We start from the raw sequence: 21,670 nt of genomic DNA, 5'->3' as shown, positions 1-21,670 counted from the left end.
ATTCGGCTGAAGCCGAAAATCTACGTCCTCCGGCCGCCCTCCGCCACGCTCCCCGCATGTCCGCACCACCGCAGACGGCCCCGGCGCCCGCCGGCTACGGCCGTGTCTTCGCCGTGCCCGAGTTCCGGGCCGTCTTCGCCGCGCACGTGCTGTCCATGCTCGGCGTCATCGTCAGCGAGATCGCGCTGTCCGTTCTCGTCTACGACCTCACCCGCTCACCCCTGCTCAGCGCGCTCACCTTCGCCCTGGGCTTCCTGCCGTACGCCGTCGGCGGCACCCTGCTCGCACCTGTCGCCGACCGCTTCCCGGCCCGCCGGGTACTGGTCGTCTGCGACCTGGTGTGCGCGGGCTGCGTGGCCCTGATGACGGTGCCGGGCACCGGGATCGGCGTCCTGCTCGCGCTGCGCTGCGCGCTCGCCGTCGTCTCCCCGGTGTTCGCCGGCACCCGCATGGCCACCCTCGCCGACGTCCTCGGCGGCGGCGACCTGTTCGTGCTCGGCCGCTCCCTGCTGCGGATCGTCGCCCAGAGCTCCCTGCTCGTCGGCTACGGCCTCGGCGGGCTCCTCCTCACGGTCCTCGCACCCCGCCACGCCCTGCTGATCACCGTCGCCGGCTTCCTCGGCTCCGCCACCCTGCTGCGCTGCGGCACCCGGTGCCGGCCTGCCCGCACCCACGACGGTACGGACGCCCCGCCCGGCCTGCGCCGGCTCGCCGGGGACCGCCGGATCCGGGTCCTGCTGCTCGCCTGCTGGCTCCCGGCCACGTTCGGCGTCGTCCCCGAGGCGCTGGCCGCGCCGTACGCCGACGTGCTCGGCAGCGGCTCCGCCGGGCTCGGGCTGCTGATGTGCGCGCTGCCCGTCGGCACGGTGGCCGGTGAGCTGTTCGCCGGAGCGCGCCTCGTGCCCGCGACCCGGGAACGCGTCACGCTCCCCCTCCTGTGCCTGGCCCTGCTGCCCTATCTCGGCTTCGCCCTGCACCCCGGGCTCGTCGTGTCCCTGCTGCTCCTGCTGGTCTCCGGGGCCGGCGAGGCGTACACCCTGGGTCTCGACCAGCGGTTCGTGCGGGCCGTGCCCGACGAGCTGCGCGGGCGGGCCATGACCGTGCTCAGCGCCGGGCTGATGACCGTCCAGGGCGTGGGCATGGCGCTGGCCGGGGTGGCGGCGCAGGTGGCGGGGGTGCGGGTGACGGTGACGGGGGCCGGCGTGCTCGGTGTGCTGTGCTGCTGCGGGCTGGCCCTGGCGGTCCGGGCGACCGAGGACCGAGACGGGGCTGCCCCGGATATGACCGGCCGGTAGGGTCTGATGACGTGCCAAAGCCTCTCAGCCTCCCCTTCGACCCCATCGCCCGCGCCGACGAGCTCTGGAAACAGCGCTGGGGAAGTGTGCCGTCCATGGCCGCGATCACCTCGATCATGCGGGCCCAGCAGATCCTGCTCGCGGAGGTGGACGCGGTGGTCAAGCCGTACGGGCTGACCTTCGCGCGCTACGAGGCCCTGGTGCTGCTCACCTTCTCCAAGGCCGGCGAGCTGCCGATGTCCAAGATCGGTGAGCGGCTCATGGTGCATCCCACCTCGGTGACGAACACCGTGGACCGGCTGGTGAAGTCGGGTCTGGTGGCCCGGCGGCCCAACCCCAACGACGGCCGCGGCACCCTCGCCGTGATCACCGACAAGGGCCGCGAGGTGGTCGACGCGGCCACCCGCGACCTGATGGCCATGGACTTCGGGCTCGGCGTGTACGACGCGGAGGAGTGCGCGGAGATCTTCGCGATGTTCCGCCCGCTGCGGATCGCGGCCCACGACTTCGACGACGACCGGGACGACGGCTGAGACGACGGCCGACCCCGGCCAAGATCTCCCGGAACGGGTGGTTACGCTCGTGGGCATGAAGAAGAGCGTGCTGACCCGCTACCGCGTCATGGCCTACACCACGGGTGTCCTGCTGGTGCTGCTGTGCCTGAGCATGATCGCGAAGTACGGGCTGGACATCAGCGGTGCCGCCGACGTCACGCGCGTCGTCGCCATCGCCCACGGCTGGCTGTACGTCGTCTACCTCGTCGTCGCCTTCGACCTGGGCTCCAAGACGAAGATGCCGGTCGGCAAGCAGCTGTGGGTGCTGCTCGCGGGCACGATCCCGACGGCCGCCTTCTTCGTCGAGCGGCGGATCAGCCGCGAGCTGGAGGCCAAGGTCGCCGATCCGGCCCCGGCCGTCGCCAAGGCGTAAGGGCGACGCGAGCGCCGTCACACCGTCGTACGGACACCGTACGGCGGTCAGCCATCGACATTTACTAGGACGTCCAAGTAAATTCGGGGGTATGGACGCTCACGCCATCGAGGAAGGCCGCCGGCGCTGGCAGGCCCGCTATGACGCCGCGCGCAAGCGCGACGCTGACTTCACCACGCTCTCCGGCGATCCCGTGGAGCCGGTGTACGGTCCCCGGCCGGGAGACACGTACGAGGGATTCGAGCGGATCGGCTGGCCCGGGGAGTACCCCTTCACACGCGGGCTCCATCCGACCGGATACCGGGGCCGCACCTGGACGATCCGGCAGTTCGCCGGGTTCGGCAACGCCGAGCAGACCAACGAGCGCTACAAGATGATCCTGGCCGCCGGCGGCGGCGGCCTGTCCGTGGCCTTCGACATGCCGACGCTGATGGGCCGCGACTCCGACGACCCGCGCTCGCTCGGCGAGGTCGGGCACTGCGGCGTCGCCATCGACTCCGCGGCCGACATGGAGGTCCTGTTCAAGGACATCCCGCTCGGGGACGTCACGACCTCCATGACCATCAGCGGGCCCGCCGTGCCCGTCTTCTGCATGTACCTGGTCGCCGCCGAGCGCCAGGGCGTGGACCCGGCGGTCCTCAACGGCACGCTCCAGACCGACATCTTCAAGGAGTACATCGCACAGAAGGAGTGGCTCTTCCAGCCCGAGCCGCATCTGCGCCTGATCGGCGACCTCATGGAGCACTGCGCGGCCGGCATCCCCGCCTACAAGCCGCTGTCCGTCTCCGGCTACCACATCCGCGAGGCCGGCGCGACGGCCGCGCAGGAGCTGGCGTACACGCTCGCGGACGGCTTCGGGTACGTCGAACTCGGCCTCAGCCGCGGTCTGGACGTGGACGTCTTCGCGCCCGGCCTCTCCTTCTTCTTCGACGCGCACCTGGACTTCTTCGAGGAGATCGCCAAGTTCCGCGCCGCGCGCCGCATCTGGGCCCGCTGGATGCGCGACGTGTACGGCGCGAAGAGCGAGAAGGCGCAGTGGCTGCGCTTCCACACGCAGACCGCCGGCGTCTCGCTGACCGCACAGCAGCCGTACAACAACGTGGTCCGTACGGCCGTGGAGGCGCTCGCGGCGGTGCTCGGCGGCACCAACTCGCTGCACACCAACGCCCTGGACGAGACCCTCGCGCTGCCGAGCGAGCAGGCGGCCGAGATCGCGCTGCGCACGCAGCAGGTGCTGATGGAGGAGACCGGGGTCGCCAACGTGGCCGATCCGCTGGGCGGTTCGTGGTTCGTCGAGCAGCTGACGGACCGGATCGAGGCGGACGCGGAGAAGATCTTCGAGCAGATCAAGGAGCGGGGTCTGCGGGCGCACCCCGACGGGCGGCACCCGATCGGCCCGATCACCTCCGGGATCCTGCGCGGGATCGAGGACGGCTGGTTCACCGGTGAGATCGCCGAGTCCGCCTTCCGCTACCAGCAGTCCCTGGAGAAGGGCGACAAGCGGGTCGTGGGCGTCAACGTCCACACCGGGTCCGTCACCGGGGACCTGGAGATCCTGCGGGTGAGCCACGAGGTGGAGCGCGAGCAGGTGCGGGCGCTCGGCGGGCGGAAGGCCGCCCGGGACGAGAGGGCCGTACGGACCGCCCTCGACGCCATGCTGGCCGCGGCCCGCGACGGCTCGAACATGATCGCGCCGATGCTGGACGCCGTACGTGCCGAGGCGACGCTGGGCGAGATCTGCGGGGTGCTGCGGGACGAGTGGGGGGTGTACACGGAGCCGGCCGGCTTCTGAGGGCGAGCGGCGGACACCGGGGTCAGGCGGACGAGGCCAGTCCGCCGATCAGGACGCGCGTGAAGCTGCGCACCCACTCCTCGTCCGCCGCCTTGCCGCTGACCAGGGTGCGGTGCACTACCGCACCCGCCACCACGTCGAAGATGAGGTCCACCGTGCGGGCGGCCTCCCGCGGATCGGGTTCCGGCGGGAGTTCGCCGCGTTTCTGCGCCCGCGCGCGGCCCTGGAGGACCAGACGCATCTGCCGCTCCACGATGGAACGGCGGATGCGTTCGCGCAGGGCGTCGTCGCGGGTGGCCTCGGCGACCACCGCCATCAGCCCGCTCTTGGCCTCCGGGCGGGCGAGGATCGCCGCGAACTGGAGCACCACGCCCTCGATGTCGTCGGCCAGGCTGCCGCGGTCGGGCAGCTCCAGTTCGTCGAAGAGTTCGGCGACCGCGTCGACCACCAGTTCGTTCTTGCCGGCCCAGCGGCGGTAGAGGGTCGTCTTCGCAACCCCGGCCCGCGTCGCCACGTCTCCCAGGGTGAGCTTGGACCAGCCCAGCTCCACCAGCGCCTCCCTGGTCGCGGCCAGGATCGCGGCGTCCGCGGCGGGGTCGCGCGGGCGCCCGGCACGGCTGGCGGGGGTGCGGCTCTGCATCCCTCGACCATAACGGGCGGGTCCTGTGGTGTCGTGAGGGAGATCACCGGGGTGTGGTGTCGCGCGGGGTCCCCATGGCATTACGCTACGAGTCGTAGCGAAAGCGCGTGAGAGCAGCCCGTGACGGACGTACGCGGGCGTGATCATGAGGCGTGGGGTGGGGACCCGGCGCCCCGGCGCACGACTTTTTCATTCCGGCGCGGTGACGGGGGAGGATAGACGCATGCAGCCACGGAACATGTCCATGAGCGGCGTCGTCGACCTCGCCGCGGTGAAGGCGGCCCAGGAGGCCAAGGCCAAGGCCGAGCAGACGCGCGCCGAGGCCGCCCGGCAGGGTGGCACGGGGGCCGTCGCCCCGGCCGATCTCGTCATCGACGTCGATGAGGCGGGCTTCGAGCGCGATGTCCTCCAGCGCTCCGCCGAGGTCCCGGTCGTCATCGACTTCTGGGCCGAGTGGTGTCAGCCCTGCAAGCAGCTGAGCCCGGTCCTGGAGCGGCTCGCCGTCGAGTACGACGGGCGCTTCCTGCTCGCCAAGATCGACGTCGACGCCAACCAGATGCTGATGCAGCAGTTCGGGGTGCAGGGCATCCCGGCGGTGTTCGCCGTCGTCGCGGGCCAGGCGCTGCCGCTCTTCCAGGGTGCGGCCGGCGAGCAGCAGATCCGGGAGACGCTGGATCAGCTGGTGCAGGTCGCCGAGCAGCGCTTCGGGCTGACCGGCCTGACCGTCGACCCGGACGCCCGGCCGGGCGAGGCCCCCGCGCAGGAGCAGGTGGGGCCGTACGACGCGGCGCTGAACGCGGCGGCCGACGCCCTGGACGCCGGCGACCTGGCCGGTGCCGTCCGGGCGTACCAGAACGTGCTGGCCGACGACCCGGGTCACCCGGAGGCCAAGCTCGGCCTGGCGCAGGCCGAACTGCTCCAGCGGGTGCAGGGCTTCGACCCGCAGAAGGTGCGTCAGGAGGCCGCCGAGCGGCCGAAGGATGCCGACGCGCAGATCGCCGCGGCCGACCTGGATCTGGTGGGCGGGCACGTCGAGGACGCCTTCGGGCGCCTGATCGACACCGTGAGCCGCACCGCGGGCGACGACCGCGACAAGGTTCGGCTGCGACTGCTGGAACTGTTCGAGGTCGTGGGCCAGGAGGACCCGCGGGTGGTCGGGGCGCGCAGGGCGCTGGCCCGGGCGTTGTTCTGACCAGTCACTAAACGCCACGGCTTGTGATGCCGGGGTGAAAGATTTGCCGACGAGACGTCAGGGCGGCCGTGCTTTACCAAATCTTGGTAATTGCGGCCGCTGTTACTCGGAGTAAATCGAAGCCGTTGATCTGTCTGGTTTCATCCAGAGATCAACGGCTTTGCTCTGCCCAGAGTCGCGACCGTGTGTCGCGCTCCGAGATCGGCGGGTCGTCCTACGGTTATCCCCCCGTTACTACCGAGTAACGAAGCCCCTTGTGTCACGGGCGAGAATGCACCACGATCGGCGACGCTCGGTCCATTTCCGCACCCCGGCAACCGGTCGGGGAACGGGAGACTCTGGGTCCCCACCGAGCAGAGCCGGCGGCAGTGGCGCCGGCTCTTGGGCAGGGGGGTCTTCGCCGGCCGGCGAAGCCTGTCCAGCAAGGTTGTGCGTGATGCGTGTCAGGCGCGACCAGTGGTTGTCGCTCGGGGGTGATCGCCGGTGATTGTGGCGCGTTTCGCGCCACCGAGCGCGGGCGCTCCCCTTCCGAGGACGTAGCACTTCTCCCATCCCTGTCCGGCCGAGCCGTCCACCGCGGCTTCCGGACCAGGAGATGTACGTCCGAGAAGGAGGAAATATGGAGTCCCAGGTGCGTGGCGGGACCAGATGGAAGCGGTTCGCTGTGGTCATGGTGCCCAGCGTCGCCGCCACGGCGTGCATAGGTGTCGCCCTCGCGCAGGGCGCTCTCGCCGCGTCGTTCAGTGTCTCCGGCCAGTCGTTCAAGGTGACGGCGGACCGGCTCGAAGGCCAAGGCTTCGAACAGTACGGAGCGATCGACTCGGGTTACTCGCTCGACGGCCAGAAGGCGGCTCACCCCGTCGCGGTCTCGGCGTTCAACTCCGCGAAGATCACGAACATGTGCCAGTCGGTCGTCACGCCGAACATCCCGGTGCTCGGCTCGGTCAGCCTCACGCTGAAGGCCGGCGCGAAGGACCCGGTCGAGGCGACGAACCTCTACATCGACCTCGATGACCTGAGCGCCGACGCGACGTTCAACAACATCGACATCGGTGTGGCCGCCAAGGACGCCCACAAGGGCCCCGGCATGAAGGGCGGCAGCGAGCAGTCGAACCCCTACGGGTTCGCCCAGCAGGCCGACTCGGCCACGCTGACGAACGTGAAGCAGACGGCGTGGGCGACCACCGCCGGAACCTTCAAGCTCAGCGGTCTGCACATGTCGGTGTCCACGGGAACGCACGAGTGCTACTGAGCACTCGCTGACGGGCGGGGGGCCGGTGGCGCCCCCGCCCGTCCACTCCCCGGGTGTCCTGCGCGCCCGGGGTACATCACCGCCACAGCAACACCGCAACAGGGAGCTGTTTTCCATGAGCGCCGAGACCCCTGCCGCCGCCCACCCCGGCCAGTTCACCTACCGGAGGCAGCAGTTCCGCGCCTGGCGTGGTGCCCGTCCGTTCTGGGCCGGTCTGTTCGTCATGCTCGGCGGCCTTCCGATCATGTACTTCCCGTACGCGCATCTCCAGGTCGGCCATCTCACGCTGGCGCTGGCGACCACCGCCGGTGCCGGATCCCTGATCATCGGTGTGCTGCTCGTCGTCCTGGGCTTCAGCCTCTGGTTCCAGAAGCATGTACGGACCTTCGCGGGAGTCGCCGCGATCCTGCTGGCGCTGGTGTCCCTTCCGGTGTCCAACTTCGGCGGCTTCGTCGTGGGCTTTCTGTTCGCCCTGATCGGCGGAGCGATGGCCGTGTCCTGGGCGCCGGGCGTTCCTCCGGAGCCGGAGGCGGGGCAGGACGTCCCCCCGGCCGGGGGCGAGGCGCCGGGCGAGGCCCCCTACGGCTTCGACAAGGGCACGGCCATGGACGGCGTGGGCGAGAACGACCTGTCAGGAACGAGCCCGGCCAACGGGGCGAACGGGAGGCACAGTGCCGGCTGACGAGGCGACCCGCGAGACCGAGGTGGACGGGTCCCGTGAGAGAACCGGGCCCCGCCACGCGGCACCCAGAAAGCCGCTGTTCACCAGGTTCCACATGCCCGCGGGCAAGGCGATAGCCTCCGTGGCGATGCCGACCGCGGTGCTGATGGGCATGGGCTTCACGTCCACGCTCGCGCTCGCCGACAGCGGCAGCAGCCCGTCGCCGTCGACGACGTCGAAGAGCCTGACGGCGGACGAGTACAAGAACTGCGTCAAGCAGCTGGCGGGCAAGGACAGCTCGGCCTCGCCGACGCCGTCCGCCTCCGCGAGCGCGTCCGACTCGGCCACGCCGTCGCCCTCGGCGAGCGCCGGCACGAAGGGCTCGGACACGACCCCTTCGTCGTCTTCGACGTCATCGTCCTCTTCGTCGGATTCAGGTTCCGGCGACAAGGCGACCCCGACGCCGAGCGCGACCTCCGGCTCCTCCGGTTCGGGCTCCTCGGGTTCGGGCAGCGACTCGGCCTCGCCGACGCCGTCCGCGTCCAAGAGCAGCGGCGGCCTGCTGGACACCATCGGCGACACGCTCGGCGGTCTGCTCGGCGGCGGCAAGGACTCCGGCTCGTCCGCGAGCCCCTCGCCGTCGGCGACCCCGTCGGCCAGTGCGTCCCCGAAGGCGTCGGCCACCCCGGACGCGTCGGCGAGTTCCGCGGGGTCCACCGGCTCCAAGCTCACCGACACGGTCAAGGGCACCGTCTCCAAGGCGGGCAAGACCGTCACGGACACGGTGAAGAACGCCACCGGCACGGTGTCCAAGACGGTCGCCGACACGACCAAGGCGGCGCAGGACGCGGCCGCCTCGGCGGCCCCGAGTCCGTCGGCGAGCGCCGGCACCCCGGCGGGGGACTGCCCGGCGGCCACGACCGACCAGAGCGGCGTCGACAACCAGGTGCCGGTGGCGGACGACCCCTGGTACCTGAGCGCCAGCTCGCTGCTGCTCAAGAGCGCCGACTACCAGGGCATCGTCGAGGTGAAGACGGCGTCCGGCACCACCAAGAAGGTGCTGAAGTACGTCATCTCCGGCGGCACGGACATCGGTGACCTGCACCAGACGGTGAACGACAAGCTGTCCGGCAAGGTCTACCACGTGCAGGCGTCCAAGGGATCGACGTCCACCATCACCGGCGGCTCCACCACGATGTACACCGAGAGCATCTCGGGCAACCTGTTCGGCCTGATCCCGATCACCTTCAGCCCGGACAGCCCGCCGCCGCTGAACATCCCGCTGATCTACTTCACCAACGTGAAGGTCGTCCAGGCCGGCCAGTTCGGCGGCAACCTGCACGTGCCCGGGATGCACGTCTACACGACCGACAACTGACCGGTCGCACCAGCCCGTTCGGGAGCCGCACAAAAGCCGAGGGCGCCCCCTGGATCCCAGGGGGCGCCCTCGGTGCCGTACGGGGCCCGTACGGCCGGTTGCTCAGTTGCCCTGCGTGCCCAGGTGGTGGACGCGGAGCATGTTGGTGGTGCCGGGGACGCCGGGGGGCGAGCCGGCCGTGATGATCACGGTGTCGCCCGCGTCGAAGCGGCCCAGCTTGGCGACCTCCTGGTCCACCAGGTCGACCATCTCGTCGGTGGTGTTGACGAACGGCACGATGTGCGACTCCACGCCCCAGCTGAGGGTGAGCTGGTTGCGGGTGCCCTCGTCCGTGGTGAAGGCGACGATCGGCTGGACCGCGCGGTAGCGGGACAGCCGGCGCGCGGTGTCACCGGACTGGGTGAAGGCGATCAGGCCCTTGCCGCCGAGGAAGTCGGCGATCTCGCACGCGGCACGCGCGACCGAACCGCCCTGCGTACGCGGCTTCTTGCCCGGCACGAGCGGCTGCAGGCCCTTGCTCAGCAGCTCCTCCTCGGCCGCCTGGACGATCTTCGACATCGTCCTGACGGTCTCGACCGGGTAGGCGCCCACGCTGGACTCGGCGGACAGCATGACCGCGTCCGCGCCGTCCAGGATCGCGTTGGCCACGTCGGAGGCCTCGGCGCGGGTCGGGCGGGAGTTGGTGATCATCGACTCCATCATCTGGGTCGCCACGATCACCGGCTTGGCGTTGCGCCGGCACAGCTCGATCAGGCGCTTCTGCACCATGGGGACCTTTTCGAGCGGGTACTCGACGGCGAGGTCACCGCGCGCGACCATCACGGCGTCGAACGCCGCGACGACGTCCGCCATGTTCTGCACCGCCTGCGGCTTCTCCACCTTGGCGATGACCGGGACCCGGCGGCCCTCCTCGTCCATGACGCGGTGGACGTCCTGGACGTCCTTGGCGTCCCGGACGAAGGACAGCGCGACCATGTCGCAGCCCATGCGGAGGGCGAAGCGCAGGTCCTCGACGTCCTTCTCGCTCAGCGCGGGCACGTTGACGGCCGCGCCGGGCAGGTTGATGCCCTTGTGGTCGGAGACGACACCGCCCTCGATGACGATCGTCTTGACCCGGGGGCCCTCGACGTCCAGGACCTTCAGCTCGACGTTGCCGTCGTTGATCAGGACCTGGTCGCCGCGCGAGACGTCGCCCGGCAGCCCCTTGTACGTCGTACCGCAGATGTGCTTGTCGCCCGGGACGTCCTCGGTCGTGATGACGAACTCGTCACCGCGCTCGAGTTCGACCGGACCCTCGGCGAAGGTCTCCAGACGGATCTTCGGCCCCTGGAGGTCGGCGAGGACACCGATGGCCCGGCCGGTCTCCTTGGACGCGGCGCGGACGCGGTCGTACCGCGCCTGGTGCTCTGCGTGGGTGCCGTGGCTGAAGTTGAACCGGGCCACATTCATGCCCGCCTCGATCATGGCGACGAGCATCTCGTGGGAGTCGACCGCGGGGCCGAGCGTACAGACGATTTTGGAACGGCGCATGGGGCGATCCTATCGGTTTGTTTCGCTACGGAATATTCCGTCTGGCGGAAGATACAAATGAGTGGCGCACCGCTCAGGTGCTATTCAGTTGTTCTTTCCGACCAGTGCGTAGGTCTGGGTCGCGATCTCCAGTTCCTCATCCGTCGGCACCACGGCGACCGCGACACGCGCATCCTTCGGAGAGATCAGCCTGGCCTCGTCCGCTCGCACCGCGTTCAGCTCCGGGTCGACCGCGAGGCCCAGCCCGGCAAGGCCCGCGATCGCGGCCTCGCGCACCGGCGCGGCGTTCTCGCCGACCCCGGCCGTGAACGCGATCGCGTCCACCGTGCCCAGTACGGCGAAATACGCGCCGATGTACTTCTTGAGCCGGTGAATGTAAATGTCGAAGGCGAGTGCGGCTTCTTCGTCGCCCTCGTCGATCCGGCGGCGGATCTCCCGCATGTCGTTGTCCCCGCACAGGCCGAACAGACCGCTCCTCTTGTTGAGAAGAGTGTCGATCTCGTCCATGGACATATCCCCAACCCGGGCCAAATGGAAGATGACGGCCGGATCCAGATCACCGGAGCGCGTGCCCATCACGAGCCCCTCCAACGGCGTCATCCCCATCGAGGTGTCCACGCACCGGCCCTTCTCGACCGCCGAGGCCGAGGCGCCGTTGCCCAGGTGCAGCACGATCACGTTGACCTCGGACGGGTCCTTGCCCAGCAGCCGCGCCGTCTCGCGGGAGACGTACGCGTGCGAGGTGCCGTGGAAGCCGTAGCGGCGGATGCGGTGGCGGTCGGCGATCCTCGGGTCGATCGCGTAGCGCGCCGCGGACTCCGGCATCGTGGTGTGGAACGCGGTGTCGAAGACGGCGACCTGGGGCAGGTCCGGGCGCAGCGCCCGGGCGGTGCGGATGCCGGTGAGGTTGGCCGGGTTGTGCAGCGGGGCGACCGGGATCAGCCGCTCGATCTCGGCGATCACCTCGTCGTCGATGACGGTCGGCTCGGTGAAGAACATCCCGCCGTGCACCACCCGGTGCCCGATCGCGGCCAGTTCGGGCGAGTCCAGGCCGAGGCCGTCCCGGCCCAGCTCGGCGGCGACCGCCTTGAGCGCGGCGTCGTGGTCGGCGATGGGCCCGGTGTGCTCGCGGGTCTCGCCGGTGGTGAGGCGGGTGTGCCTGAACCGGGACGTCTGCTCGCCGATGCGCTCCACCAGGCCGGCGGCCAGGCGGGCGGCGTCGCGCATGTCGAGCAGCTGGTACTTCAGCGACGAGGAGCCGGAGTTGAGGACGAGGACGCGGGTCGCGGTCACGGTGTTCGGGAACTCTCTGTACGGGAAGGTCAGTTGGCGGGCGTCTGGGCCTGGATGGCGGTGATGGCCACGGTGTTGACGATGTCCTGGACGAGCGCGCCCCGGGACAGGTCGTTGACCGGCTTGCGCAGACCCTGCAGGACCGGTCCGACGGCGATCGCGCCGGCCGAGCGCTGCACGGCCTTGTAGGTGTTGTTGCCGGTGTTGAGGTCCGGGAAGATCAGGACCGTCGCCTGCCCGGCGACATCGGAGTCCGGCAGCTTGGTCGCGGCGACCGAGGGCTCGACGGCCGCGTCGTACTGGATCGGCCCCTCGATCTTCAGGTCGGGCCGGCGCGAGCGCGCCAGCTCGGTCGCCTCGCGCACCTTGTCGACGTCGGCGCCCGAACCGGACGTGCCGGTCGAGTACGACAGCATCGCGATCCTCGGCTCCACGCCGAACCGCGCGGCCGTCGCCGCCGACTGGATGGCGATGTCCGCGAGCGCCTGCGCGTCCGGGTCCGGGTTGACCGCGCAGTCGCCGTAGACCAGCACCTTGTCGGCCAGGCACATGAAGAAGACGGAAGAGACGATCGACGACTCGGGCGTGGTCTTGATGATCTCGAAGGCCGGGCGGATGGTGGCGGCCGTGGAGTGCACGGAGCCCGAGACCATACCGTCGGCCAGGCCCTCCTGGACCATCAGGGTGCCGAAGTAGTTGACGTCCGTCACGACGTCGTAGGCCAGCTCGACGGTGACGCCCTTGTGGGCCCGGAGCAGGGCGTACTGCTCGGCGAAGGCATCGCGCAGCTCGCTGGTGGCCGGGTCGATCAGCTGGCTGTCGCCGAGGTCGATGCCGAGGTCGGCGGCCTTCTTGCGGATCTGGTCCTCGGGGCCGAGCAGGGTCAGGTCGCACACGCCCCGGCGCAGCAGCACCTCGGCCGCGTGCAGCACGCGCGTCTCGCTGCCCTCGGGGAGCACGACCCGGCGCTTGTCGGCGCGGGCCTGCTCCAGCAGCTTGTGCTCGAACATCATCGGAGTGACCCGGTCGGTGCTGGGTGCGCTCACCCGCGCGGCCAGCTCGGCGGTGTCGGCGTAGCGCTCGAACAGGCCGAGTGCGGTCTCCGCCTTGCGCGGGGTGGCCGCGTTCAGCTTGCCCTCCAGCGAGAACAGCCGCTCGGCGGTGGGGAAGCTGTTGCCGGTCACGGACAGCACCGGGGTGCCGGGGGCGAGGCGGGCGGCGAGGGTGAGGATCTCCTCGCGCGGCACCTCGTTCAGGGTCAGCAGCACACCGGCTATCGGAGGGGTGCCGGCGCTGTGCGCGGCCAGCGAGCCGATGACCAGGTCGGCGCGGTCGCCCGGGGTGACGACCAGGCAGCCCGGGGTCAGGGCCCCGAGCAGGTTCGGCAGCATCGCGCCGCCGAAGACGAAGTCCAGCGCGTCCCTGGCGAGCCCCGAGTCGTCGCCGAGCAGGACCTTCGCGTCGAGGGCGTGGACGATCTGGGCGACGGTCGGCGCGGCCAGCGCGGGCTCGTCGGGGACGACGTAGCAGGGCACGGGCAGCCGGTCGCGCAGCCGCTCGGCGATCTCGTCGCGGTCCTCGCGGGCCACCCGGTTGGTGACCATGGCGAGCACGTCGCAGCCGAGGCCGTCGTAGGCGCGGTAGGCGTTGCGGGTCTCGGCGAGCACGGACTCGGCCGGCTGCCTGCGGCCGCCGACCACCGGGATCACGGAGGCGCCGAACTCGTTGGCCAGCCGGGCGTTCAGGGACAGCTCGTCGGGCAGCTGGGTGTCGGCGAAGTCGGTGCCGAGGACGAGGACGACGTCGTAGTCGCGGGCCACCAGGTGGAAGCGGTCGACCAGCGTGGAGACCAGTTCGTCGGTACCCCGCTCGGCCTGGAGCGCGGACGCCTCGTGGTAGTCCATGCCGTAGACGGTCGCCGGGTCCTGGGAGAGCCGGTAGCGCGAGCGCAGCAGCTCGAACATCCGGTCGGGACGGTCGTGGACGAGCGGACGGAAGACCCCCACCCGGTCGACCTGGCGGGTCAGGAGCTCCATGACTCCCAGCTCCACGACCTGACGGCCGTCGCCCCGGTCGATCCCGGTCACGTACACGCTGCGCGTCACGCGTCCACTCCGTTCCTCGGTCTCGTATGTCGCATCACCGGCATAAAAATCGCCCACCAAGGTGAGCGGAACCCTCTTGACAATACCTCCGGCTCCGGATAAAGCGCCCGTCAAGTAGGTCGGTGCTCCGGCGGACGTGGAAGAATCGGCACTGGCTCACCCGCACCGACAGCGAGCAGGAGACACAGCACGATGCGCATCGGAGTTCTCACCGCAGGCGGCGACTGCCCCGGCCTGAACGCCGTGATCCGGTCGGTCGTGCACCGGGCCGTGACACAGTACGGCGACGAGGTCATCGGCTTCGAGGACGGCTACCGCGGTCTGCTCGACCGCCACTACCGCTCCCTCGACCTGGACGCCGTCAGCGGCATCCTGGCCCGCGGCGGCACGATCCTCGGCTCCTCCCGGCTGGAGCGCGACCGGCTGCGCGAGGCCTGCGACAAGGCGACCGACATGGTCGAGGAGTTCGGCATCGACGCGCTGATCCCGATCGGCGGCGAGGGCACGCTGACCGCGGCCCGCATGCTCTCCGACGCCGGCCTGCCCGTTGTGGGCGTCCCGAAGACCATCGACAACGACATCTCCTCCACCGACCGCACCTTCGGCTTCGACACGGCCGTGGGTGTCGCGACCGAGGCGATGGACCGGCTGAAGACCACCGCCGAGTCCCACCAGCGCGTGATGGTCGTCGAGGTCATGGGCCGGCACGCCGGCTGGATCGCCCTGGAGTCCGGCATGGCCGCCGGCGCCCACGGCATCTGCCTGCCCGAGCGGCCCTTCGACCCGGTCGACCTGGTCAAGATGGTCGAGGAGCGCTTCGCCCGCGGCAAGAAGTTCGCCGTCGTCTGCGTCGCCGAGGGCGCCCACCCCGCCGAGGGCAGCATGGACTACGGCAAGGGCGAGATCGACCAGTACGGCCACGAGCGCTTCCAGGGCATCGGCACCGCGCTCGCCTACGAGCTGGAGCGGCGCCTCGGCAAGGAGGCCAAGCCGGTCATCCTCGGCCACGTCCAGCGCGGCGGCGTCCCCACCGCCTACGACCGCGTCCTCGCCACCCGCTTCGGCTGGCACGCCGTCGAGGCCGCCCACCGCGGCGAGTTCGGCCGGATGACCGCGCTGCGCGGCACCGACATCCAGATGGTGCCGCTCGCCGAGGCGGTCACCGAACTGAAGACGGTCCCCAAGGACCGGATGGACGAGGCGGAGTCGGTCTTCTAGGGGCCGGTCTCCCAGGGGTCGGTCTCCTAGGGAACGGCGAGCGCCCAGAAGCGCTCGACTATCCCGTCGAGGAACTCGCGGCCCGCGTCGCCGGCGGCGTCGGCCGCGCTGTTCCCGCCCCAGTTGAGGCTGGCCACCATCTGCCCCTGATAGTCCGTGTGCAGCCGTTGGAGAGCGCTCTCCAGCAGCTTCCGGTCCAGGGGCACCAGCTTGCCGACCGGCCGTACGTAGGCCTGCCAGCGCGTGGTGACCGCGCTGCGCAGCAGTTCGGTGAGCTTCCCCTCCCGCTTCGTCACGGCGACGAAGTCCGGCAGGGACAGCTGGAGGGCCTCGGCGAGCGCGGCGGACTGGCGTTCGTTGCCGCGCCAGTCGTCGCTCTCCTCCATGCGCAGATAGGCGCGGTGCTCCAGGCCGGTCGCACGGGCGACGTCCTCACCGGCGAGACCGCGCGCGATGCGGTGCTCCCGCAGGGTGCGGGGCCGTCCGATCAGCTCGCCGGGGGAGCACCACAACACCCCGGCGAGAGCGGTGACTTCAGGGCTCGACGGCACCGCCGTACCCCGCTCCCAGGAGATGACGAGATCGGGCGTGACGTAGGGCATGCCGTACGAGACGCGCATGCCGTAGGCGACATGCTCGGGGCCCATGCCGAGCGCCGCGCGCAGTCTGCGGGCGGCCTGGGCGTTGAACGGTGGAGCTGACGGTTGGCGCACCTCGCACAACCTAAGGGTGTCGGTGCGGTCATGGCTACGGTCTGTTCGGCCAGGAGCACGGATTGTGTGAACGTACAGTTCCGACTGTTCGGTATGTAAGGAATGTAACGGACGGAACACCTGTGCCGGCTACCCCTTGACCGCCCCGCCCAGCGCGAACCCGCCGCCCAGCCTGCGCGCCACCAGGACGTACAGCAGGATCACCGGTGTCGAGTAGAGCACGGAGAACGCGGCGAGCTGGCCGTACGCCACCATGCCGCGGTTGCCGAAGAAGTCGTTGATGCTGACCGAGGCCGGCATCTGGTCCGGGGTGAGCAGCAGCATGAACGGGACGAAGAAGTTGCCCCACATCGTCACGAACGAGAACACCGTGACGACGGCGACGCCCGGGCCCATCAGCGGCAGCACGATGCGCAGCAGCGACTGGAGCGCGGAGGCGCCGTCCGTCCAGGCCGCCTCCTCCAGCTCCCTCGGCACCCCGTCCATGAAGTTCTTCATCAGCCAGATGGCGAAGGGGAGTTGGGAGGCGGTGAAGAACAGGATCGTGCCCTGCATGGTGTCGATCAGATTCACGCGGACGAACAGCGCGTACACCGGCACCATGATCGCGGTGATCGGCAGGCTCGTCGCGAACAGGATCGTCAGCAGGAACGGCCGGTTCAGACGGGAGTGGAAACGGGAGAGCGGGTACGCGGCGAGGGCAGCGCAGACGACCGTCAGCGCGGTCGCGCAGCCGCACAGGACCAGGCTGTTGAGCAGCGGCGTGTAGGTGATGTCGGGGGTGAGGACGGCCCGGAAGTTGGCGAGTGTGAAGCCGCCCGGGACGCGGACCCTGAGGTCGGCGTGCGGGTCCACGGCGGACAGCACCACCCAGGCGAGGGGCAGGGCGAAGGCGGCGGCCACCAGCAGCAGGGCGGCGTCCGCGGTGAGCCGGCGGGAGGTGCGCTTGCGGGGCACGGCCGGTCACACCTCCGTTCGCAGCAGACGCAGGTACACGACGGAGAACAGGGAGCCGACGAGCAGCAGGAGCAGGGCGACCGCGGTGCCGTATCCGATCATGCTGTTCTGGAAGGCCTGTTCGTACATGAACAGCGGCAGGGTCTGGCTCTTGTTGCCGGGGCCGCCCCGGGTCATCACCCAGATCAGCCCGAAGACGGACAGCGTCTGGAGGGTGTTGAGCATGAGGTTGGTGGCGATGGACCGGCGGATCATCGGCAGCGTGATGTGCCACATCCGCCGCCAGCCGCCGGCCCCGTCGACCTCCGCGGCCTCCGTGATCTCGGCGGGGATCTCGTCGAGCGCGGCGGAGTAGACGAGCATCGAGAACGCCGTCCCGCGCCAGACGTTGGCGAAGGACACGGCGAGGATGGGCAGGGTGAACAGCCAGTTCTGACGCGGCAGACCAAGCCACTCCAGGATGGCGTCGAGCGTCCCCTCCCGCCGGAAGAAGGCGTACAGCAGAAACCCGGCGACGACCTCCGGCAGCACCCAGGCCGTGACCACCACCCCGCCGGTGAGGGTCCGCACGGTCCTGCCGGCCCGCTTCATCAGCGCGGCCAGCGCGAGCCCCAGGGTGTTCTGCCCGACGAGCGAGGACAGCACGGTGAACACCAGCGTCAGCCATACGGCGTTCAGGAACTCGCTGTCCCGGAAGGCCCTGCGGAAGTTGTCGAACCCGACGAACGACGCGTGCGCCTGCCCGGTCAACTGCAGGTCGGTGAAGGCGATGTAGACGCAGTAGGCGATCGGGCCGGCGAGGAAGAGCAGGATGAGGACGACGGCCGGGGTGAGCGGGAGCGCCCGCACGAACCGGCGGCGGGCCCGGCCGGGACGCCGCCTCACGTGTGGACTCACCTGCGGACCACTTGGCCGCCGGTGACGTCCTTCAGCGTCGAGTCGTACGTGCTCGCCGCCTTCGCGGCCGACGCGTCACCGGTGGTCACGCTCTCCATCGCCTCCTGGATCGCCGTGGACACCTTCGGATACGCCGGATAGGCGGGCCGGTAGTGCGTGCTGGACACCAGATCGGTGAAGAACCTGATGCCGGGCTGGGCGGTGGCGTACGCGGGGTCGGCGGCGACGTCCTTGCGCAGCGCGATACCGGAGTTGGCGATGTACCACTTCCTGGCGTTCGCCTCCGTCTGCATCGTCTTGATGAAGTCGAAGGCGAGGTCGGGGTGCCCGGCCTTGGCCGGAATCGCCCACGTCCACCCGCCCGACATGCTCACCTTCCCCGGGGCCTGCCCGTGCTGGGTCGGCATGTACGCGAGACCGAGCTGCCTGGACCAGTCCGGCCAGTCACGGCCGCTGCCCGGCAGCCAGTTCTGCGGCAGCCAGGAGCCGTCGAGGTCGATGCCCAGCTTGCCCTGGGGGAGCAGTTCGCCCGCGACGGTGGTGGCGTAGTTCGGGTCGAGGGCGTCGGAGACGTCGGGCCCGAGCTTCTCCTTGTAGACGCTCTCGATGAACCTCAGCGAGTCCGTGAACCCCTGGCTCCCCGCGATCCACTTCTTGCCGGCGCTGTCGTACAGCGGATCGGACGTCCCGTCCCCCGTGCCGTAGAGCAGCATCTCCATGCCCTGCATGGTCGCCCGCTCACCGGCCGGCTTGCCGGTGTAGACGTTGAGCGGGACGACGCCGGGCACCTTCTGCCTGATGGTACGGGCGGCGGCGAGGACGTCGTCCCAGGTCTTCGGCTGCCAGTCCAGCGGCAGCCCGGCCTTCCGGAACACCCGCTTGTCGAACCACAGCCCCCGGGTGTCGGTCCCGTCCGGCACACCGTACGTCTTCCCGTCCGCACCCCGCGCCGACGCCTTGGCGTTGTCGAGGAACTGCTTCCAGTCCGGCCAGCCCGCGAGATAGGGGTCGAGGGGCTTCAAATACCCGCTCGTGATGTCGGAGTTGATGAGGAAGGTGTCCTCGTAGACCAGGTCCGGCGCGGTCCTCGGCGAGCGCATCATCTGCTGGACCTTGGTGTAGTACTCCGAGTCCGGGGCCTTCACGGGAACGAACTCGACCTTCTTCCCCGGGTACTTCTTCTCGAACTCCTTCTTGATCCCGGCGAGATAGGTGTCCATCACCTTGATGGAGTTGTCGGTCGACTGCTTGTACGACACCTTGAGGGTGTTGGGACTGCTTCCGGAGCCGCTGGTGCACGCGGTGAGGGCTGCTGCGGCGAGAACGGTGGTGAGGAGGGCGGAGAGGGCGGCGGTGGGGCGCACGGGCATGACCTCCTGAGCGCACGTGGGGATGGCGCGGAGATGACTGCCGTGTGAAGGTAAGAGGGGCGGTCTGGTCAGGTCAATGGATGTGCGCGGGATCAGTACCCGGAGATCCCCGGCCTCACCGCCCCCGCGCCACCCACCGGTACACCAACTCCGGCCGCCCCACCTGTCCGTACAGCGGGCTCCGGTCGGCGCGGCCCGTCTCCACCAGGTGTTCCAGATACCGCCGGGCGGTGATGCGGGAGATCCCCACCGACTCCGCCAGGCCCGCCGCCGTAAGGCCCTCCGGCGCCTCTCGCAGAGCGGACGTCACCCGCTCCAGCGTGGGCCCGCTCAGGCCCTTCGGGAGGGCCGCGGGTGAGGGTGCCCGGAGGGTCGCCAGGGCGCGGTCGACCTCGTCCTGGCCGCTCGCCTCGCCGGCCGCGGCGTGGAACTCGGCGTAGCGGACCAGGCGGTCGCGGAGGGTCGCGAAGGTGAAGGGCTTCAGGACGTACTGGACGACGCCCAGGGAGACGCCCTCGCGGACGACCGCGAGGTCGCGGGCCGAGGTCACCGCTATGACGTCCGCATGGTGGCCGGCCGCGCGCAGGGAGCGGGCGAACTGGAGGCCGTGCACGTCGGGCAGGTGGAGGTCCAGCAGGAGGAGGTCCACGGGCGTGCGGTCCAGGACGCGGCGTGCCTCCGCGCCCGTGTGGGCCTTGCCGACCGCGACGAACCCCGGCACCCGGCCGACGTACAGCACGTGCGCGTCCGCGGCCACCGGGTCGTCCTCGACCACCAGCACCCTGATCGCCGGTGCATCCGTCATGTCGTGTCGCCTCCCGGCAGCGGGGAAGTCGTACGCGTCGGCAACCGCACCTCGAACACCGCTCCGCCCTCGCCGTTGTCGTCGGGCTCCGCCACCGTCAGCGTGCCCTGGTGGCGGGCCACCGCCTGTCGGACCAGGGCCAGCCCGAGTCCCCGCCCGCCGGGTCCGGCCGGCTTGGTGGAGAACCCCCGCTGGAATACCAGGTCGGCATGGGCCGGGTCGACACCGGGGCCGGTGTCGGTCACCCGCAGGACCACTTCGCGCTCCGAGGCGTACGCCGTGACCGTCACCCGCGCCCCGGCGCTGCCCTGCGCCGCGTCCACCGCGTTGTCGATCAGGTTGCCGAGGATCGTGACCAGGTCGCGGGAGGACAGCTCCGCCGGGAGCAGGCCGTCGTCCAGGCGGCTGTCGGGGGAGACGACCAGCTCCACGCCCCGCTCGTTGGCCTGGGCCGTCTTGCCGAGCAGCAGCGCGGCCAGCACCGGCTCGCGCACCGCCGCCACGACCTGGTCGGTCAGGGCCTGCGCCAGCTCCAGTTCGGCCGTGGCGAACGCCACCGCCTCCTCGGCCCGGCCCAGCTCGATCAGCGAGACGACCGTGTGGAGGCGGTTGGCGGCCTCGTGCGCCTGGGAGCGCAGGGCCTGGGTGAAGCCGCGTTCCGAGTCCAACTCGCCCGTCAGCGCCTGGAGTTCGGTCACGTCGCGCAGGGTCGCCACCGTTCCTCGCCGCTCGCCTCCCGACACCGGGGAGGTGTTCACCACCAGGACGCGGGAGGCCGTCAGATACACCTCGTCCACCCTCGGCTCCGACGACAGCAGCGCGCCGGTCAGCGGGCCCGGCAGGCCGAGGTCGGCGACCGAGTGGCCGATCACCTCTTCCTCGCTCCCCACGCCCAGCAGCTCGCGCCCGCCGTCGTTGATCAGCGCCACCCTGTACTGCCCGTCCAGCATCAGCAGGCCCTCGCGGACCGCGTGCAGCGCCGCCTGGTGGTAGTCGTGCATCCGGCTCAGCTCGGCGGCGTTCATGCCGTGGGTGTGGCGGCGCAGGCGTGCGTTGACGACGTACGTGCCGACCGCGCCCAGCAGCAGGGTGCCGCCGGCCACCCCGAGCAGGGCCGTGACCTGGCCCTGGACCCGCTCGCTGATCGCCTCGACCTTGATGCCGGCGCTGACCAGGCCGATGACGCGGCCGTCCTCCTCGACCGGGGTCACCGCGCGGACGGACGGGCCGAGGGTGCCGGTGTAGGTCTCGGTGAAGGTGTGGCCGTGCAGGGCGGGGCCGATACGGCCGAGGAACCGCTTGCCGATCTGCGACGGATCGGGGTGGGTCCAGCGGATGCCGTCCGTGTTCATGATCGTCACGAAGTCGACGTCGGCGTCCCGGGTGACCTGGAGGGCGTAGGGCTGGAGCACGGCGGAGGGGGCCGTGGTGTGGATCGCCGAGCGGACCGAGGGGGCGTCCGCGATCGACCGGGCCACCGCGACGACCTGGCGCTGCGCCGCGTCCTGGGCCTGCTGCCGGTCGCTGACGTAGGTGAACAGCGCGTACCCGGCCACGACCAGTGCGATCAGCACGGCCTGCACGGCGAACAGCTGGCCCGCCAGGCTGCGAGGCCGGGGGGGTGCCTCTATGTCTTTCGTCAAGC

19 protein-coding genes are annotated in these 21,670 nt (G+C 70.4%); 9 read left to right on the top strand and 10 right to left on the bottom strand.

Annotation, left to right across the window (positions count from 1 at the left end):
• The first annotated feature begins 56 nt into the window (after positions 1-56).
• The 4 genes from BIV25_RS34235 to BIV25_RS34220 all read left to right on the top strand — a co-directional run bounded on the left by BIV25_RS34235 (position 57) and on the right by BIV25_RS34220 (position 4,014).
• A complete protein-coding gene (locus tag BIV25_RS34235; RefSeq protein WP_071376398.1) occupies positions 57-1,295 on the top strand; it encodes an MFS transporter in 1,239 nt (412 codons plus the stop codon).
• An 11-nt stretch (positions 1,296-1,306) separates the two neighbouring features.
• Positions 1,307-1,828, top strand: a complete 522-nt coding sequence (locus tag BIV25_RS34230; protein WP_071376397.1) for a MarR family winged helix-turn-helix transcriptional regulator — start codon at positions 1,307-1,309, stop codon at positions 1,826-1,828.
• 55 nt (positions 1,829-1,883) lie between these two features.
• Positions 1,884-2,222, top strand: a complete 339-nt coding sequence (locus BIV25_RS34225) for a DUF3817 domain-containing protein (protein WP_071376396.1) — start codon at positions 1,884-1,886, stop codon at positions 2,220-2,222.
• Positions 2,223-2,313: 91 nt separating this feature from the next.
• Positions 2,314-4,014 (top strand): methylmalonyl-CoA mutase, encoded by a 1,701-nt coding sequence (locus tag BIV25_RS34220; RefSeq protein WP_071376395.1) that lies wholly within the window; start codon positions 2,314-2,316, stop codon positions 4,012-4,014.
• 22 nt (positions 4,015-4,036) lie between these two features.
• Here the strand turns inward: BIV25_RS34220 and BIV25_RS34215 are convergent, their stop codons facing one another.
• Positions 4,037-4,654 carry a TetR/AcrR family transcriptional regulator gene (locus BIV25_RS34215; RefSeq protein WP_071376394.1) on the bottom strand — a complete coding sequence of 206 codons (618 nt, stop codon included), beginning with the start codon at positions 4,652-4,654 and terminating at the stop codon, positions 4,037-4,039.
• A gap of 223 nt (positions 4,655-4,877) precedes the next feature.
• On the opposite strand from BIV25_RS34215, the gene BIV25_RS34210 reads away from it, so the two are divergent.
• The 4 genes from BIV25_RS34210 (at position 4,878) to BIV25_RS34195 (ending at position 9,137) form a co-directional block, all read left to right on the top strand.
• The gene (locus BIV25_RS34210) at positions 4,878-5,846 is read left to right on the top strand and encodes a tetratricopeptide repeat protein (protein WP_071376393.1); all 969 of its coding nucleotides are present in this window, start codon (positions 4,878-4,880) and stop codon (positions 5,844-5,846) included.
• Between the two features lie 619 nt (positions 5,847-6,465).
• Positions 6,466-7,098 carry a DUF6230 family protein gene (locus tag BIV25_RS34205; RefSeq protein ID WP_071376392.1) on the top strand — a complete coding sequence of 211 codons (633 nt, stop codon included), beginning with the start codon at positions 6,466-6,468 and terminating at the stop codon, positions 7,096-7,098.
• A 115-nt stretch (positions 7,099-7,213) separates the two neighbouring features.
• On the top strand, positions 7,214-7,780 hold the full coding sequence (locus BIV25_RS34200; protein WP_071376391.1) for a DUF6114 domain-containing protein: 567 nt from the start codon (positions 7,214-7,216) through the stop codon (positions 7,778-7,780).
• Complete coding sequence (locus BIV25_RS34195) at positions 7,770-9,137, top strand: hypothetical protein (RefSeq protein ID WP_177235514.1); 1,368 nt, start codon at positions 7,770-7,772, stop codon at positions 9,135-9,137. Before BIV25_RS34200 ends, BIV25_RS34195 begins: the two co-directional genes overlap by 11 nt.
• 102 nt (positions 9,138-9,239) lie before the next feature.
• On the opposite strand, the gene pyk is transcribed toward BIV25_RS34195, so the two are convergent.
• From pyk to pta, 3 genes are all read right to left on the bottom strand, one after another.
• Positions 9,240-10,667, bottom strand: coding sequence for a pyruvate kinase (gene pyk / locus BIV25_RS34190; RefSeq protein ID WP_071376390.1), 1,428 nt, complete (start codon positions 10,665-10,667; stop codon positions 9,240-9,242).
• An 84-nt stretch (positions 10,668-10,751) separates the two neighbouring features.
• Positions 10,752-11,960, bottom strand: a complete 1,209-nt coding sequence (locus BIV25_RS34185) for an acetate kinase (RefSeq protein ID WP_071376389.1) — start codon at positions 11,958-11,960, stop codon at positions 10,752-10,754.
• A gap of 29 nt (positions 11,961-11,989) precedes the next feature.
• On the bottom strand, positions 11,990-14,065 hold the full coding sequence (pta, locus tag BIV25_RS34180; protein ID WP_071376388.1) for a phosphate acetyltransferase: 2,076 nt from the start codon (positions 14,063-14,065) through the stop codon (positions 11,990-11,992).
• A gap of 192 nt (positions 14,066-14,257) precedes the next feature.
• On the opposite strand from pta, the gene BIV25_RS34175 reads away from it, so the two are divergent.
• A complete protein-coding gene (locus BIV25_RS34175) occupies positions 14,258-15,283 on the top strand; it encodes an ATP-dependent 6-phosphofructokinase (RefSeq protein WP_071376387.1) in 1,026 nt (341 codons plus the stop codon).
• A gap of 26 nt (positions 15,284-15,309) precedes the next feature.
• On the opposite strand, the gene BIV25_RS34170 is transcribed toward BIV25_RS34175, so the two are convergent.
• The 6 genes from BIV25_RS34170 to BIV25_RS34145 form a co-directional block, all read right to left on the bottom strand.
• Positions 15,310-16,005: a helix-turn-helix transcriptional regulator gene (locus BIV25_RS34170; protein ID WP_107486467.1), complete on the bottom strand. Its 696-nt coding sequence runs from the start codon at positions 16,003-16,005 to the stop codon at positions 15,310-15,312.
• 120 nt (positions 16,006-16,125) lie between these two features.
• Positions 16,126-16,953: a carbohydrate ABC transporter permease gene (locus BIV25_RS34165; protein WP_071376385.1), complete on the bottom strand. Its 828-nt coding sequence runs from the start codon at positions 16,951-16,953 to the stop codon at positions 16,126-16,128.
• Positions 16,954-16,959: 6 nt separating this feature from the next.
• On the bottom strand, positions 16,960-17,850 hold the full coding sequence (locus BIV25_RS34160) for a carbohydrate ABC transporter permease (RefSeq protein WP_071376384.1): 891 nt from the start codon (positions 17,848-17,850) through the stop codon (positions 16,960-16,962).
• Complete coding sequence (locus tag BIV25_RS34155) at positions 17,847-19,220, bottom strand: extracellular solute-binding protein (protein WP_107486465.1); 1,374 nt, start codon at positions 19,218-19,220, stop codon at positions 17,847-17,849. Before BIV25_RS34155 ends, BIV25_RS34160 begins: the two co-directional genes overlap by 4 nt.
• Positions 19,221-19,335: 115 nt before the next feature.
• Positions 19,336-20,025 carry a response regulator gene (locus BIV25_RS34150; RefSeq protein WP_071376383.1) on the bottom strand — a complete coding sequence of 230 codons (690 nt, stop codon included), beginning with the start codon at positions 20,023-20,025 and terminating at the stop codon, positions 19,336-19,338.
• On the bottom strand, positions 20,022-21,668 hold the full coding sequence (locus BIV25_RS34145) for a sensor histidine kinase (RefSeq protein ID WP_256256594.1): 1,647 nt from the start codon (positions 21,666-21,668) through the stop codon (positions 20,022-20,024). Before BIV25_RS34145 ends, BIV25_RS34150 begins: the two co-directional genes overlap by 4 nt.
• Positions 21,669-21,670: the final 2 nt, after the last annotated feature.

The sequence above is a fragment of the Streptomyces sp. MUSC 14 genome (genome assembly GCF_001866675.1).
In the GTDB taxonomy this organism is placed as follows: Bacteria; Actinomycetota; Actinomycetes; order Streptomycetales; family Streptomycetaceae; genus Streptomyces.
The sequence above is the reverse complement of the archived record's forward strand: the minus strand, read 5'-3'. Positions and strand labels throughout refer to the sequence as shown.